The organism is Kothea flammea, from assembly GCF_052161645.1.
Taxonomy (GTDB): Bacteria; Planctomycetota; Planctomycetia; order Pirellulales; family Pirellulaceae; genus Laterigemmans.
On sequence record NZ_CP197414.1, the window covers coordinates 5,107,823 to 5,124,540 of the forward strand.

General features: G+C 56.6%; 10 protein-coding genes. 5 read left to right on the forward strand and 5 right to left on the reverse strand.

Annotated elements, in window-relative coordinates:
- The first annotated feature begins 107 nt into the window (after positions 1-107).
- From SH139x_RS19090 to SH139x_RS19100, 3 genes are all read left to right on the forward strand, one after another.
- Positions 108-4,409, forward strand: coding sequence for a protein kinase domain-containing protein (locus SH139x_RS19090; RefSeq protein ID WP_488351360.1), 4,302 nt, complete (start codon positions 108-110; stop codon positions 4,407-4,409).
- Positions 4,410-5,065: 656 nt separating this feature from the next.
- Positions 5,066-5,614, forward strand: a complete 549-nt coding sequence (locus SH139x_RS19095; protein WP_488351361.1) for a type 1 glutamine amidotransferase domain-containing protein — start codon at positions 5,066-5,068, stop codon at positions 5,612-5,614.
- Positions 5,615-5,684: 70 nt separating this feature from the next.
- Complete coding sequence (locus tag SH139x_RS19100) at positions 5,685-8,717, forward strand: hypothetical protein (protein ID WP_488351362.1); 3,033 nt, start codon at positions 5,685-5,687, stop codon at positions 8,715-8,717.
- 103 nt (positions 8,718-8,820) lie between these two features.
- On the opposite strand, the gene SH139x_RS19105 is transcribed toward SH139x_RS19100, so the two are convergent.
- Entirely contained in the window at positions 8,821-9,375 is a 555-nt protein-coding gene (locus SH139x_RS19105; RefSeq protein WP_488351363.1) for a DUF2617 family protein, read from the reverse strand.
- A 407-nt stretch (positions 9,376-9,782) separates the two neighbouring features.
- Between SH139x_RS19105 and SH139x_RS19110 the strand changes: the two genes are divergently transcribed.
- The gene (locus tag SH139x_RS19110; protein WP_488351364.1) at positions 9,783-10,361 is read left to right on the forward strand and encodes an anthranilate synthase component II; all 579 of its coding nucleotides are present in this window, start codon (positions 9,783-9,785) and stop codon (positions 10,359-10,361) included.
- Positions 10,362-10,606: 245 nt separating this feature from the next.
- Positions 10,607-11,842, forward strand: coding sequence for an exonuclease/endonuclease/phosphatase family protein (locus SH139x_RS19115; protein WP_488351365.1), 1,236 nt, complete (start codon positions 10,607-10,609; stop codon positions 11,840-11,842).
- Positions 11,843-11,875: 33 nt separating this feature from the next.
- Here the strand turns inward: SH139x_RS19115 and SH139x_RS19120 are convergent, their stop codons facing one another.
- From SH139x_RS19120 to SH139x_RS19135, 4 genes are all read right to left on the reverse strand, one after another.
- On the reverse strand, positions 11,876-12,724 hold the full coding sequence (locus SH139x_RS19120) for a sirohydrochlorin chelatase (RefSeq protein WP_488351366.1): 849 nt from the start codon (positions 12,722-12,724) through the stop codon (positions 11,876-11,878).
- A 40-nt stretch (positions 12,725-12,764) separates the two neighbouring features.
- The gene (locus SH139x_RS19125; RefSeq protein ID WP_488351367.1) at positions 12,765-13,148 is read right to left on the reverse strand and encodes a hypothetical protein; all 384 of its coding nucleotides are present in this window, start codon (positions 13,146-13,148) and stop codon (positions 12,765-12,767) included.
- 166 nt (positions 13,149-13,314) lie between these two features.
- Positions 13,315-15,006, reverse strand: a complete 1,692-nt coding sequence (locus SH139x_RS19130; protein WP_488351368.1) for a BamA/OMP85 family outer membrane protein — start codon at positions 15,004-15,006, stop codon at positions 13,315-13,317.
- A 26-nt stretch (positions 15,007-15,032) separates the two neighbouring features.
- Positions 15,033-16,418 carry a BamA/OMP85 family outer membrane protein gene (locus SH139x_RS19135; RefSeq protein ID WP_488351369.1) on the reverse strand — a complete coding sequence of 462 codons (1,386 nt, stop codon included), beginning with the start codon at positions 16,416-16,418 and terminating at the stop codon, positions 15,033-15,035.
- Positions 16,419-16,718: the final 300 nt, after the last annotated feature.

Genomic DNA, 16,718 nt, shown 5'->3' on the forward strand with positions numbered 1-16,718 from the left:
GGTAACAAAAATGCCCGCCAGACAGCCAAGAATTCCCGGCTCGCGGAAAAACGCTCACCCCTTACCAGCGTACTCTGAAAACCACCAATTCGGAAGACAAGAATCGCATGAGTGCACCGCTAGATGCCGAAGTCTCACGCTTGGTGAGCCAAGCCATTCGTCTTCCGGAGGCCGAACGCATTGCTTGGCTCAAACAGGCTTGTCAAGGAAATCCCCAAGTGCTGGCCGCCGCCAGCAAAGAACTGCTGCAAGCTAGTGCTGAGACGATCGACAGCAATCGCCTCTCCAGGCCCACGCAAGGCGAGCAACTCCGCGGCGGGCCAGCCAGCGAAGAGCAAACGGTCGAAACCGGGCCGACTGGAGGCGGGTCTGCTGAAAACGGGTCTGCCCAGGACGATGACTCGAGCCGCGACGAGACACTTACCCTGCAGGCGGAAACGGCGCGACAACTTGCCCATTTTGAATTGCTTGAAGAGATCGGTTCTGGCGGGTTCGGCACGGTCTATCGCGCGCGCGATACGAAACTCGATCGCACGGTCGCGGTCAAAGTGCCGCGGCAAGGTCGGATTTCAGACACTGAAACCGAAAAGTTTTTTCGCGAAGCTCGCACTGCCGCCCAACTGCGACACGCCAATATCGTCAGCGTCCACGACGTGGGACGTGACGGGCACAGCATCTTTATCGTGGCAGATTTCATCGACGGTGTTACGCTCGCAGAGTATCTCCGCGTTCGCAACTTGATGCCTCGTCAAGCAGCCGAGTTGTGCATCAAGATCGGCCGGGCACTGCATTATGCCCATGAGCAAGGGGTCATTCACCGTGACCTGAAACCGGGAAACATCATGATGGATCGTGATGGAGAACCACACTTGATGGACTTTGGGCTGGCCAAACGGGAAGTCGGCGAAGAGACCATGACTCAGGAAGGACAAATCATGGGCACCCCCGCCTACATGTCGCCTGAGCAAGCTCGTGGAGAAGCGAAAACGGTTGACCGGCGGACTGACATCTATTCATTGGGGGTGGTGTTATTCGAGCTACTCACCGGCGAAAGACCGTTTCGCGGCGAAACGAGGATGCTGATCTATCAGCTGTTGACCGAGGACGCGGTCAGCCCACGGAAACTCAACGCGGCAACCCCCAAAGACTTGGAAACAATTTGCTTGCGTTGTTTGGAAAAGGATCCCGCCAAACGTTTCGCCACGGGGGAAGAGTTCGCTGAGGAGCTGGAGCGTTATTTGGCGGGCCATCCAATTCAGAGCCGCCAGATCACACGTTGGTATCGCGGCTGGCGTTGGTGTCGTCGCAATCCGCTGGTGGCCAGCCTCAGCGCGGTGCTGCTGGCCACGCTGTTAATTGGATTCATGGTCAGCAGCAGTCTTGCCGTGGTTGCCAAACAAGAGAGCGTGCGGGCCGATGAACGAGCGAACTATGCCGATAGCCAAAAACAACTAGCCAACGAAAACGCGGCGGAAGCTGAGACGCGAGCTGATGAAGCCGAACAAATGGCTTTATACATCCAAGCGGAATCGGCGTTGATCGAACGCCGCTATCGTGATGCTTATCAGCTTAATCGGCAAACCATGCAGCGCGACGCGCGGTGGGAATACAAACATCAGCTCAGTCGCATCGTGGAGGCTTGTCGATCAGAACGACGGCTACTTGCTGCCATTCCGACGACAGGCAAGCCGAACGTCATCAGTTTCCTGGATGAAGATCAAATTCTCTATCAAGCCGACGGCACAACGCACCTCTACTCGATCAGCCAACGAAAAGCGTTAACAACGAGTCGCGATCTCCCCACGTTGCGACGCGCCTACGCAATTTCCGATGAGCAAGTCGTGGGCATCAGCGATGATCATATCATGTTATTTCGTGCCAACGATTTGCAGCCCAGCAGGCAAGTACCGCTGGGAGGCACCTATCGAGATGCCGATTTGTCACTGAACCGGGAACGGGTGGTGGTCATCAAATCGGACGGTCAAACATTGCTGTTTACAACCGAGAATCTGCGGGAAGTCGCTCGCTGTCAATTGGATCCGACTGATTACATGTCGGTTTCTCTTTCGCCAAGCGGACAGCGTTTGGTCTGCGTGATGAACAGCATGCACTACATCTGGGACAGCGTGTCTGGTGTCGTCCGCAAGCAGGAGCTTGGGGGATTTCATCATACTTTTTTCGGTCCTCATGAGAATCAACTAATTAGTTTTAAACACCTCCGCTCTCCCAGCACTGAATTGGGCGTGCATTACATGCGCTGGATGGATGGCAACCTGCAACCCTTCGGTCGCACCGGATTAGCTCGCAACCTTTTGCTATATGGAGACAGCCAACAAGTGAGCCTCGATTTTCCCATGCGGGGAACCGAGGAATTCGAGGTCATCGCGGGAGTCATCGGCGGCACCGCGTATAGCACCTTTCACACTGACAAATTACAACGAGGCAACTATTACGAATTAAACCACCTCTGGCCGCACGGTACGACGCCAGTAAATTACGTCGGTCACTCGGTGCCGCATGGTTTACTGGCAATTCAGACCGATAATCAGTTGCTGTTGTTGCGATTAAACCAAGGTCTGGCTTATGGTGACGACCGTTCATTTGGCATGGCGGATGCCGGGACAGAATTTTGGACTTTTGACGCTTCGCAAACCCATGCGTATTGCTATACCGTCGCAGACGGTTTGCAACGGCTGAATGCGCGCGGAAAAATTGACCAGCGTTATACTTTGACCAGACCCAACGCGTCACCAGGCCTGATGGTGAATCCGTGGGGAATTAGCGTGACGCCGGATGGACGCAAGCTAGCCATGCTCTGGCAGGAGAACAACAGCAACGGCTCGATAAGTTCTAAGTATTTTCGCAAACTCATTGCGATCTATGATTTGCCAGAAAATTATGCTGGCGACAGCTTGCCCTTTTCACAACTGATCGATGCCGCAGATTTCGAGGGCCTGGGTGGCCGGATGACTCGCTGGCTCAAGCTAACCGCAGATGGTAGCCACGTGGTCTTTGGCATTGGTGGGATTCCGGCAGCCAAGCAAAGCAAGGCAGAGTTGTTAAGCCCGGCCGATAATTTTGTCGTGAAGCGGACGGTTGTTTACAACGTTGACACGGGACAGCCAGCCCACGAGCTACCCGCCCAAGAGCATGCGGTTTTTTCGGTAGATGGCAGTCGATACGCCACTTACTCGCTATCGGAGGCGGAGCCCGTGCAGATTCTCTCGGTGACCAGCGGAGAGTTGCTGCATGAGTTCTCCATGCAGCAAATCATTCGACGCGGAGCATTCGCGTCGAATAGTACCGAATTTTATATTGGTACAGAAGATCACAAGCTGCAATGCTGGCAAATTGGCCAGGACAAGCCAAAGTGGACGATTGAGACCGCAGCGGCTCCCTTGCGAATCGACGCAGAGACGGGAAACTACTTGGGTTTTGTCGCCGACAATCGATTCTCGGGACGGTTGGTGAATGCCAAATTGGATAGTGGCCGAATCGTGGATGTGTTGAATCGCAACCATTGGTTTGCCAGCGAAGTTTACTGGCTCAACGATGGCGAAGCGGTCGGATTTCTACTTGATCGCAGCCGCATCCGAGTTGCACTGTCCTACGACGAACCGGCCGCGATCTCAAGCCTGGGCGAAGTCTTGGCTCCCTTGCCAAATTGGCAATACGCGCATTTGGATCCGGCGGAAGTTTGGCGAAACTCCCAAGAGTTGATGTCGCAAGCTGCCAGCGAACTGGAGGCTGGCGATATTGAAATGGCGGTTCGGCTGACAACCGAGGCAGCCCGCATGCCGAACAACGACGGTGCCTGGGCACAAGTCCGCGACTTGTTGGCACGGCAGAGAAAGTGGCAAGCAGCTTATGAAGCGAGCCTTAAACTGCCTGATCATGAATTGACCTACGAGCACGGTGCGTTGTTATTTTTGACTGGCCGCCAGGAGGAATACGTCGCCTATCGACAGCGGATGTTAGCGACAGACTTGGAGGCGCTCGCCAATTGGCAAGTCCACGCGATGTTGAGAATGGCGTTGCTCGCGCCAGTGGAAGCGGAACTGGCAAGCCAGTTGAAGACGCTGGCAAAACGTTCGCTGAAACTCGCAGAGCCGTGGGAGCGAGCGATGGTGGGACGCGTCGCATACCGGCTTGGGCAATACCGTCGCTGGGCGGCAACGGTTCAGCAAGAGCATAGCTTGCCCCAGACTCCCCTGTTGGCCCACATCGAAGCGTACCACGAGGAGCCGAGCGAAGAACATCGCGAGGCGTTGCAAGCGGCCGTACTCCGCCACGCGGCGGGTTTTGCGGAGGAAGAAAAACGGCTGCTGGGACAATACTGGAGCGACTACGTAGAACGTTATGCCTATTGGCGAGAAGCCGCCGCGCTCGTTGAGGCCAGTTCGCGATAACGCAAATCGCGAACACCCGGCTGAAGCCCAATACTAGCGCAATCCAACTCGCAATAATTCTATCCCCGAACACCGCACACAAAGCCTCTCCCGGGCGAAGCCTCTCGCGGGCCCATCACGACCCCCACGAGCTCGCCTCGTGCGGTGAAGGAGTTTCTTAGCTAGCACGCTTCCCCCGTTGCCCTGCGATCCTCTTTCCGCCCCGCCCGCCGCAGGCGGGCGGGCGGGCGTCAAGAGTCACGGGGCTTGCATCACTAGCCGACAACCTGATTCACCTAACGAGGCAAGCTCGTCGGGGCCTCATTACTCGTGCTCGTTCGTGGTACTCACCGTTCGTCTTTCGCCAAAACATCGCTGCCGACGCTCAGCAACCAGCCAACCGTAGAAGTGGCATCAGCTTGAACGAATCAACAAGGGGCAGACGTCTTGAATGCAAAAAATCCGACATCAAAGACGCCTGCCCGCAGGCGAAACATCGTCTTTCCCTCTCCACAACACCGAACACAAAGCCTGACCCTGGCGAAGCCCTTTGACCGGCTAAAGCCGGGACACCAGCGCATGCTGCGAGTGTCCCGGGGTGGCGCTGCGATTACCACCGGCTACCCTATGTGATTCCCTTACCTGACTATCTCAAAGCCCAATCACATGGTGTTTAAATGAACGCGACACAGGCGAGGCACGCGTTAACCGGTCAACGCGTCTTGATTATTACGGGAGAGATCTATGAGGACTTAGAGCTGTGGTACCCCAAGTTGCGTTTGATTGAAGCGGGGGCCGAAGTGGTGGTGGCCGGTCTCGAGGCGGGAAAATTGTATGCCGGCAAAAACGGCTATCCGTGCGTATCTGACGCGGCTTTGGAAAATGTCCGCGAGAGTGATTTCAACGCGCTCGTGGTGCCGGGTGGTTTTATGCCCGACAAACTTAGACGCGATCCCGTGGTGCTCGAGCTAGTTCGCCAGTTCGACCAACAACGAAAACCAATCGCGGCCATCTGCCACGGCGGCTGGATTCCTATTTCAGCTGGCGTTTACAAAGGCGTGCGGGTCACCGGATCGGCCGGTATCAAAGATGATTTGGTGAATGCGGGAGCGATCTATGAAGACCAACCAGTGGTGGTTGATGGTCACCACGTGAGCAGTCGCAAACCGGACGATTTGCCAGACTTTTGCCGCGAGCTGATTCGTCTGCTCGATTCGACTGCTTGATTCGACCGAGCGGTAGCAATCGCCTATGATGGAGGCGTAGGTCCGATCTCCAAGCAAATTGTTATGCACAATGAATCTGTCTAACCGTCGATTTCAACAAGCCAGCGGGAAAGGTCCACGAAGCCTTCCGCAGGGCTTGTTTTTTCCTGGCTTGTTGCCGCTCCCACCCCACGCCGCCCACTCGTCCCGCCACAGCCTGCAGCTGGGGTTGTGGCTGATGCTGGGGCTGTTGATAGTCGGTGGCCCCCTGGCTGGACTTTTTCCTGGCTCCCTGTCAGCGGCTCAGGCTCAAGGGTCGGCGGAAATCATCGCCTACGCGGGGGAACCATTCGGTGTTGCTCAGATTCGCTATGCGGTTCCCCGCGGCGAGAAATCAGAGACGCCGTTGCCCGTGCGGGTGGAAGATACCGAGGGACGCACCCACTATCCCAGCTTGCGACAATTGACTCAAGTTGGCCGCAGCGGACCGCCGCTGGAAGCGATTCCTCCCGGTCCGGTGATTGGCCAAGGACGATTGTTGGGACGGATGAAAAACATCATTCGCACCATCACCAGCGAAGAGATTGAAGAAACCGTCGGGCATGAAGTCTCTTTTTTGTTTCGCGGCGACACGCCATTTCGCGTGATCGTTAGCGACGGAACACGACGCGAGTTTGTTATCCGCCCGCTGCCGCCTCGCCCAGCGAGCGGGGCTGTGATTAACGACGCCATCGACCGCATCCGGGATGGCCAACCGCAGCGGACGCTGCTGGAGGCTTGGTGGCAATCGTACACGCAATCGGCCAGCTACGGCATCGAAGCGGGGGACTATCCACCGCTGGTGGAAAGTTATCTGTTGGCGACGTTGTCTCGACGGCTCAATCTACCGCTGCCACCCGCTTTCGATGCGAACGATGAAGAAGATGCTGCGATTGACGCGTCGGCCGGCGGCGCAGTGTCCACATCCAGTGAGCAAAGTGAGGAGAATATCGCCTCCACGTTGGAATTGCTGGCTGGCACCGAAGCGATGCGCGCAGAAACTTTCCGCCGCGTGGCTCGTGGCGATACCGAGCAATTCTCCGAAGCCAACTTAGAGGCCCCGGCAGCCCCCGAGTGGCTCGAACATCGGGATTGGGAAATGCTCGAACGCGAACTCAACGCAACGGGCGTATCGGCTGACCAACCGCAGGCGATCGAGCCACTTGCTTCGCGCGTTCCCAAAGGCTCGTTTTACCTCCGCTTTGGCTCCTTTAAGAACTATCTATGGTTCCGGGATTTGAGCAGTCGTTACGGTGGGGACATTTCGCGAATGATTACCATTCGGGGATTCGACTATCAGGCTGCCTCGCGAACTGAGAAACTGTTAGATCTCAGCACCACGGAGCTGGCTATAACGCTGGGCCCGACGGTGATCGATGATATGGCGTTGATTGGCTATGACCTGTTTTTGACGGAAGGGCCCGCGATTGGCACGCTGTTGAAAGCCAAGAATGCGTTTCTGCTGGGGACTTCGCTCAATGGCCAACGAGCGGCAACGGCTGCCAGGCTGGAAAGTGCTACGCTGCAAACCTTGGAGCTGGATGGCAGCAAAGTCACCCTCTTGTCGACTCCCGATAATCAAATCCGCTCATACCTCGTCAATGAGGGCGAATATTTCCTGATCAGTTCTTCCGAAACTCTGGTGCGAGCCTTTATTGCTTGCGGTCGCGGGGGCGAAAACTTGGCCGACTCGCGTGGTTTCCAGTACGCGCGAAGATTGTTGCCGGCAAGTAACGACTATACGATCTTCGCTTACTTCTCAGCGGACTTTTTTCAGAACCTGGCGGGGCCTCAATACCAAATCGAATTGCGACGCCGACTGTACGCGACTGCCGATATCAGCTTGACCCGCTTAGCCACGCTGGCGGCCCGCGGCGAAGGACGCAATCTGAATCAGCTCGATCAATTAACCGCGGCTGGCTATCTGCCTGACGGTATTGGCCGACGTCCCGATGGCAGCGGACCGATCATTGCCGGCGACACGATTATTGATTCACGACGTGGACGCCTTGGCTCTTTTAAGCCAGTGGCTGACGTGCCGATTGGACAAGTCACCGAAGAGGAATATCGCTGGTATTCGCGGCGAGCAGAATTTTACAGCGAAGAATGGCAGCAGATGGATCCCTTGGTCGTCGGAGTTCGGCCCACCAGCCGCACGGCCGATGGAATTGAGAGAGTTGAAATTCACGCGGAGATCGCGCCCCTGGTGCCGGAAAAATATGGCTGGTTAGCGGAGCAACTGGGCCCCCCCACCAAGGTCGCCCTGCAATTTGCACCCGACGATATTGCCGCCATCCAGGCGCACGTGGTCAGCGATCAGCTGGGCGGTTCGATTCCGCCCCATCATCTGTTCCTCGCTGTCAAAGATGAATTGCTGCCGAATCCGGCCGAGCTGGATGGACTGTTGGATAAATTCCGGGCACTCAAGTCGCTGGCGGGCTACATCGGTGCCTGGCCGCAACCTGGCTTGCTGGACCGCTTACCGTTGGGACTGGGGCGTGGGCGACCGATTGGCCCCGGCATGACGAGGCTGCTGGGCGGGCTCTATCGCTACCAAGCGAACGGCTTCAGCATCGTCTCATTCCTACCAGAGATTATCACCAACTCCGTCCCTTATCTGGCAATTGTCGAAGCGGAACAACCGGCTCAAGTTCGCTTGCACGTTGACAACCTGCAAGGCACGCGTTTGGAAGCTTGGATTAACAATCAACTCTATCTCCGCAGCCACCGCGCATCGATCGCCGGTGCCAGGTTGCTCGATACATTGACCTCGCAACTGCGAGTCCCAGCAGCGGAAGCAGCCAAGGTAACCAGCGTCTTGCTGGATGCCGATTTGCAATGCCCGCTCGGTGGCAGCTATCGCTTGGCAGCAACGCCAGTCGGTCCGCGGTGGAGTTCTTCGGCTGTCAATGGAACTGAAGCGGTCGAAGTGCCCGTCGGCTATTTGGCTCCAGTGCTCAGCTGGTTTCGCGGCACCAGCGGACGGTTGACTCAATATGATCAACGCCTAGTTGCCGACCTGCTGATTGATATGGCGACGGATCAAGCGCCACGACCACCGGCGCCGCGTCGTGGTTCGCTGTAGCTGTTAACGGTTAGCGGTTTTGGCGATAGCCACCGTTCGGTTATACGCGAATAGTTGGGTGGGAAACGAGAACCGTGGCTAGCGCCAAAACGGCTAACGGTTCTTAGGACTTTGCTTGGTTGGGCAGCGTGAAGACCGATTCGACTTTGAAGATTGCGTAGTCATCTGGAAACGTGTGGATGGCTTGAATCATCATGGAACGGGCGCGGGTTTCGATGTGGATATAGCTAAAGGCGCCGAGAGCCAACCGGCCGCTGGAATCAAAGCGATGCACCAAACCTTCGGGTGCGGGGCCTGAGAACAATTGTTTTTGCAAGCTCCAAAATAATTCCGCCGTCACCGATTCCAACTGATACTGACTGCGATAAGTCGCTCCGCCGCGGCACTCGTGTTCTTGGGAACCAGCACCACGGATGCGTTCGCTGACGAGCTGGCGGCGGGCCGGCAACGGTTGGCGTGCCGAGGCGCAGACCTCCGTCAATATCTGCCCGGAACCAATCCAGGTGATGACGTGTCCGGAGTTAGTGATATCCAGCTTGGCCTCGTACCCACTACGTTCCACGCGTCGCGACTTATGCATCGCGTACAACTCGGGATGCAAGGATCGACCGAGCAAACTGAATGATAACTCTGCGACTCTAGGGCGAACCGAAAGCACGGGGTAATTCCTGAGGCGATAATATTTGAACGAGTGTCAGCCACACTGTGCGAAAGGGCCAGACGAGCAACACGTTGCCCATTCCAGCGTAATTAAAATCCTGCGCCTAGCGAGCTTGACTCCTAATTTCGCGATCTTGTTTTTTGCCAGTCCGCAACCAGTTGCGGCCGTTATTGGCTCGACTGTTGCCGAGCTGCCGGCCCCGATTATACGCCCTAGGGTACGTCTAGCCAAAGAGCGTTTATTGTAGCGAATTCAGGTGGGTCCCTGGGAAAAAATGGGCCCGGAGTTTAAAGTGTTTCTTCGCGCCGTTATGGCAATCCGGGCATGGCCCGATTGGAAGCCGCAGGAAACGTGCGACCGAAAGTGCCCGCTCAGTGCCAACCCGTCTCAGGGACGTTCATCCGATGATCGTTGTTGTCGATAACTACGACTCTTTTACTTATAATTTGGTCCAACGCATGGGCGAAATCGACGCCCGTGCAGAGATCCGCGTGGTCCGCAATGACGAACTGACGGTGGATCAATTGGCCGAATTGGCTCCTGAGCGGATCATTATTTCTCCCGGTCCCTGCACGCCGCACGAAGCGGGTGTCAGCGTGGAAGTGGTGCGACGATTTGCCGGCAAACTGCCTTTGCTCGGCGTTTGTCTCGGCCACCAATCGATCGGTCAAGCACTGGGTGGCCGCATCGTTCGGGCGCCGCAATTAATGCACGGCAAGACCGACCGAATTTCTCACGATAACGGCGGGCTTTTTCAGGGCATCGATTCTCCCTTTGTGGCCACACGCTATCACAGCTTGGTGATCGAACCGGAGTCGCTGCCGGCGGAATTGATCGTCAGCGCCTGGACCGAAACGGGCGGCCAGCGACAGATCATGGGGGTGCGGCATCGGGTTCATAAATTAGAGGGCTGGCAGTTCCATCCCGAAAGTTTCTTGACCGAACCGGGCATCGAACTGATCCGCCGTTTTTTGGCTTGGTAACAACTCACCCAGCCCGCATTTCGGTGATGGCATACCGCCATGCCTCGGGCCGCCGATGAAACCGAAGTCGTTCGCCGTTTGATCGCTATCATCGCCCCATTCCGAAGACGAATACGGCTTGGCTGCCGAGCGCGATGGGAATTGCTAACTTGACCAACACTTCCCCGTCGAACCCCAAGGTTAGCGGGTCGCCGATGCGCGGAAACGAGCGCTACCGTTCTGGTTGTTAGCGGAGTGAACGAACCTTGGGAAATCCAATCTGGAAAGCATTGTTGGTGCTTGCCGTCTGCGGCGGTGGCTGGTTTTTCCTGCGCAATTATGAAATTGCCGGTTTGGATGCGGTGGCCGTCCGGCCCCGCAGCGCGGCGGACGACGAGCAAACGCGGCGCCGCGGTAGCGAACTGTTCGGCAACGTTTGGAATCGACGTGCTGGCGAAGACGCCCGGCGAGCGCTGGCGGGCAACGCCCAGGGCATCCCCTCCACACTTGCCTCGACGCGTCCACCCTTGCACTCCCCCGCCACGCTGGGTTCAACCGCTTCGCGGGACACCGCTGGTGACGAAAGTGACACCCTGACGACAAACCGCGGTGCGACCGAAACCAGGTTTCAATCGACCAACAAAGCTCTCTCAGAAAATTCCGCGGAAGACGAAAATTCAGACGCCGCACTGCAAGCCAAAATGGGGCCGATTCGGATTGGCAGTTGGGCTTTGGCGGGTTTTGATCGTCAGAAATTAGCTAAGCCGCACGTGATGGATTGGCTGTCGACGGTGGTGCGTGAATTTGACGTGATCGCCCTGCAGCAATTGACCGGCAGGCAACGCGATCTGTTGCCGCGGGTGATTGAACATATCAATCGTGGAGGGCGGCGCTATGACTTTCTGCTGGGCCCGGCGGTCGGTCCGCACATCGCAGTTTCTGGCAGCGACCCAGGCATGCTCAGCGAACAATACGCGTTCCTGTTCGATACCGATCGGATCGAAACCGACCGTGGTCAGCTCTACACGATGGCCGACCCGCAGGGCATGGTTTCTTACGATCCGCTAGTCGGTTGGTTTCGCGTTCGTCAGGTCCCGACCGCGCGCGCATGGACATTTACGTTGGTCAACATGCGGATTGATTCCGATCGAGCCGCCCGCGAAATTCCGCTGCTGGCGAACATTATGGCGGCGGTTGCCGAAGATGGTCGCAACGAAGACGACCTGTTGTTGGCGGGGATGCTGGCGGCCGATGATCGTCAGCTGGCAAACCATCTCGGTGGCAACGCTTGCCATCCGGCCGTACTCAGCACCCCAACGGATATTTTCGGACGCTATCAACTCAGCAATCTAATCTCGCCGCGGAAGACAACCTCGGAATATCTGGGACATGGCGGCGTGATCGACTTTGCTGGCGTTTTCGAACTCACCCCAGCAGAAGCCGAGGAGTTATCGCCTCACTTGCCGGTGTTTGCTGAATTCACACCGACCGAAGGCAATTGATCCGCGACGATCGTGCGGTCATGCGATATGTGGTCATGCGACATGCCCAGCCGACGCGCGTTCCCAAATGGCGGCGGCGACTTGGCGTTGCGGGCCCAAGTAGTTGGCAACGGTCACCCCAACCTGCGGATTTTTGACCGCAAACTCTGCGACCTGATCGCAAATCGCTTGGTAAAGTCGACCGGCAAAGAGCAGGTGCGGATAGACGATCAGCTGCCGACAGGTTTGGCCAGCAAGTTGCTCAAGAACAGCCGGCAAGCGGGGTTCAGCCATCGCGTAAAAAGCGGTGTGGGGACGCGACTTGCCCAGTCGGTAACCGACCACTTCGCTGAGCAATCGCATGTCGGCGCTGGCACAGGGATCACGACTGCCGCGTCCCACCATCAGTAACGTCCAATCGCCCGGGGATTGCTGGCCGCCGATATCCCGCATGCGAACGGCCAAAGCTTGCGTGATCCGCTCGCAGACCAATTCGACAATCTCGCGGTGGCGGGAGAGCGGTCGAGCGAGCGACCAAGTTACATGCGGATCAGTGACCGCACACTTGGCAATCTCGGCTGGGATATCCTCGCGAGCGTGTCCGGCAGCGAACAGCAGCAACGGCGAGACTTCGATATGCCGTACTCCTTGTTGCACTAAATTTCGCCAACCCTCGGCAATCGTGGGTGATTGAAATTCGAGCAAACTCGGTTGCACCGGGACGCTCAAGCCGGAGCTGTCGAGATGCTGCCGTAGACGGTCGGCCAGCTCAAAAAACTGGCTCGTCCCGGCGGCGTCGCGGGTGCCGTGTCCGACCAACAGAATACCTCGCCGCTCCGGGGCGGTGAGGTTTCCGCCGTCAATGTCCAGCAAGTCGTTCAGCAAATCGGGATTCGCAAACAACGAACTGGTCAGTGGATTTACACGAGGGTTGGACAGTGGACTACTCCGTCACAGTCGACTTGCTAAATCCGGCCGCATCGAGAGCCGCAATGGCTTGGTCGAGGTCAAATCCAGGTGCTGTTTTGATCACAACGACTGGGTTATCGATAATTCCCTCTTCCGATTGCTTGGCCAAATCAACGCCGGAAACACCGGTCTGGCCTTCCAATGTTTTCTTGACCGCTGGGTAACAAGCGACCGGACAATGCATATCGGGCACCTTGAGGCTGACCAATTGAATCTCAGCTTGGCCATCTTGAGCTGTAGCCTCAGCGCCTTCGACTGGTGCCGCGGAATCGGCGACTTGAGGTTCCCCGGTGCTGCTGACAAAATAAACAATTCCTGCTGCGGCCAAAACGGCCACCAAATAGACAACGAAGCGCATGGAAAAACCCTTTGGGTAATGTGAAATTCAGTGAAGCAACTCGGCTCCCCGGGGGGAACTTGGAAAGACCAGCGTCCCCTCGGCACCGGCCGCAAGCGGGCCAGATGTCTTAATCATATCCGTTCGACGAGTCAAATTCGAGGGCGCCGCCTGCTCTTCCCGCGAACTACATTCGCCGGCTGAGGCCCATGAAGAAGCTGAATGCTTGCTTTTCATCGCCATCTGCCTCCGCCACGGGGAAGGCAAAGTCGAATGCCAGCGGTGCCGGACCTAAAGCGGGCACGGCGACTCGCAAGCCAAAACCGGGGGCAACACGGAAGTTTTCCTGATTCATCTCGATGTCCCGTTCGACGGTTCCGTAATCGACGAAGACGACGCCTCGCAGCATATCGTCCGCCGTTAACGGGAACATGTATTCGACCGTGCCGAGAAATTTAAACCGACCACCGACTTGGACAGTATCCTGCGTGGGACTGGCCCCGCGGAACTCGAATCCGCGAAGTGTCGTGTAACCCCCGGCAAAGAAATTCTCAAAGATCGGAGTGTCCTCGCCGCTAAAACCAGCGTTCAGTCCCATTGTCAAGGTTTGGCGACCCGAGCGGTCAGCTCGTTGGCGCACCAAAAAATAGCGATTGAAGGAAAGTTCCGTGCGAGCAAAATCGTAGTCGCCGAAAGCTTGCTCATAAGTGACTTCGAAATAGTGCCCTTCGCTGGGAGCAAATGGGCTGTTCCGGGTGTCGTGCGTCAGTTGCGTTTGCCATGAGTAAATTTCGTTCTCGCCGAGAACTTCATTCAGCTCAGCGACCGTGCCGATTCGAGGCTGCCGAACCTTCACCCGTTCTCCGCGAATGCCCCCGGAAATGGACAAGTCAGGGGTGATGCGATAACCCAAACTGAGTCGACCGCCAAGCCGCTCTTCATCCCAGTCTTGATAACGTCGGTCGAAGAGAAAACCAGACACCGACAAACTGATCGGCAAGTAGCCAAACAGGAATGGTTCCGTGAAGTTAACTGTGTAGCGTTTAAAAAGGTTACCAGGCACAGCCTCTAGTCGGAACGTCTGACCCGCGCCACGAAAAGCGGTACCACTTACCAAGTCTTGAAAAGAACCTGGAAATCGAGTGATATCAAAGTTGCGTTCTTCAATGGTGATCTGACCATTCACACCGGCGTCACTGTTGACCGCACCGCCGAACATGATTCTACCTGTTCGGGCCGGAAATCCGTTAACGATAATGTCGGCCGTACGGGTCAGAGGCGTGTAGGCGAAGGGTTGGCCGATCTGGCCGCCCGCGTTGAGCGACTCCTCTGTGATCTGAGGCAACGTTTCGTAGTTGTAGGCCGCGCCCCCGGGAGGAGGCGGCAACTCTTGAGCAACACTCGCACCGGGCGGCAATGGCGCTGGCAGATTCGGATAGCCCGCGGGAGGATTTTGAGCGACCGTCGCGGATGGTTGCCCACTGACCGGCAGTGGCTCACGCGTATGTCGGCTACCATCGGCAGGCGTATCATCCAAGGGGGGCAATTCAAAACCGCTCGCACCATCTTGACCGCGAACGATTAATTTATTCGCCGCACCACCAACCGGTGTTGTCGTTGGGGAGAATGCAGCCAAAGCCGGCGCCGTTTGACCCAGAGCCGACTGAGTGTAGGCCGTCTGGCTTGGATAGTGCGTTGTTGGAGTGGCATTCGGCTGCGAAGAGAACGCAGGTGGACTCTGGGCCAGCCCTGGATTAAAGCGTTGACACCCCAAAGTACCACAGCTGAGCGCGCTGACCAGCATCATGATTACGCAGGCCCTCGAGCCAAACGGTTGCCGCATAACATTCGCTCGTTCAATCGCGGTAGTCGGACGCATTGTGGCAGAAATCGGCTGAGCCCTCATCATAGGTCCCCCATGCTATCTTCATCGCGGGGCACCAATCGCAAATCGGGAGGATCCGCAATGGTTGGGTTAGTCTCCAGCAACTCAGACCGAATCAATCGCCGCCGATTCATTTCCAACATCCGGCGGTCAATGTACTGCCCTTCGACCAAGTCCAAGTAATTCAACATGGTGGTTTCTCGCATCAGATTGGGCTCTCCATCAATCTGCACAAATATCTGCCCAACCTTCCATCGATCCCCTTCTTCGATGCGATAGATTACATCGATCTGGTTCGCGGAATCGATCAACCGCAACTCGGGTGTAACCTCCGCGTAGATGAAACCTAATGATCCATAGGCATAGGTAATATCATCCACGTCTTGATTCATCTCGACTTGACTAAACGGCGCGCCCTCTTTCAGCTTCAAGCCCGCCCGCAGCGAGCTCTCATCGACAAATTTGTTGCCCACCAGGCGAATTTGATTGACGCTGTAGAGCGGTCCTTCGTTAATGAGGAACTTGACCGTGAGCCACTTGAGCGTTTCATCATATTCGATAACGCGATCGACTTCGGCCATTACATATCCGAGGCTCTGATAGTAGTTTGTTAGAATGGTGACATCTTCATCGATCGTTTTCAGATTCGCCACGTTGCCGACATAAGAGCCGACCCGGAAGAAGGGCCCGCGGGACTCAATCACTTTTCCCAAACGACTCGAGGAGACAATCGTGTTGCCTTCAAAGGCAATCTCGGCGATCCGTTCTTTCTCACCTTCGTTGATGCGAAAGATGATGGCGTTCGGATCGGGGGGAAGCTTTTCGTCCGGGTTACCTGGAAAGCCAATGACCGATTTGATGGTGGCTTGATTGAAACCTTCCTCGCGATAGTAGTCGAGCAACCGCCGGCGAGTCGATTCGATCGCCGTTTCGTTGATCGGATCACCGGCTGCAATGCCCGCTCGCCCTTTCAGTTCACGAGCGTTGATGCGATAAGCGCCGTGGAAGATCACGTTAGAAATCAGCGGCAGTTCGGTGACGGTAAAAGTAACGATGACACCCCCGCCAGCCACCGGCTCGACCTGCTCTCGCACCGTTCGAAAAGCGCGAAAATCATACAGCCGCCGCACATCGGCCAGCACCGTTTGCTCGTTGTAGAACCCCTGCGCTCGCGTCCTCAACAGCGACAAGATTTTTTCCTTCTCAATCTGCTGATTACCGACGATGCGAACCTCGCGGACTAGTTGGTCGCCCGACTCGCGATTCATGGTGGGACCACCCATCTCCATCACGCGATCGCCGAACCGCTGTTTCTCAACGCCAGGGGGCGCACCGCCGCCGGCACCACCGCCCATGCCACCCATTCCGCCCATTTGAGCAGTGGCTGTCGCAGCGGAAGTCAGCATCGAGATGCAAACGACAATGTTTCCTACAAGGGTTTTACACCGCGCTCTCGGCATCGAGGACTCCTTTCCGCAGCCGTGCACGTAGACTAATTCGGCCCCTACCTAGCCTTTTACCTAACTCCGATGCAAGTCGAGTTTCGACAGCACGTCGCAGGATGCCCAAACAACTTCCGCGATTGACGCTTGATTATCTCCCGAATCTCACTGGGGCTGAGGAACCGCACGCTGGCGCGTGGCGGCTGATTCCGTTTTGCCTAATGAATTGTGAGGCGGTGCTCAACTGCTTAACTGCTAACTGCT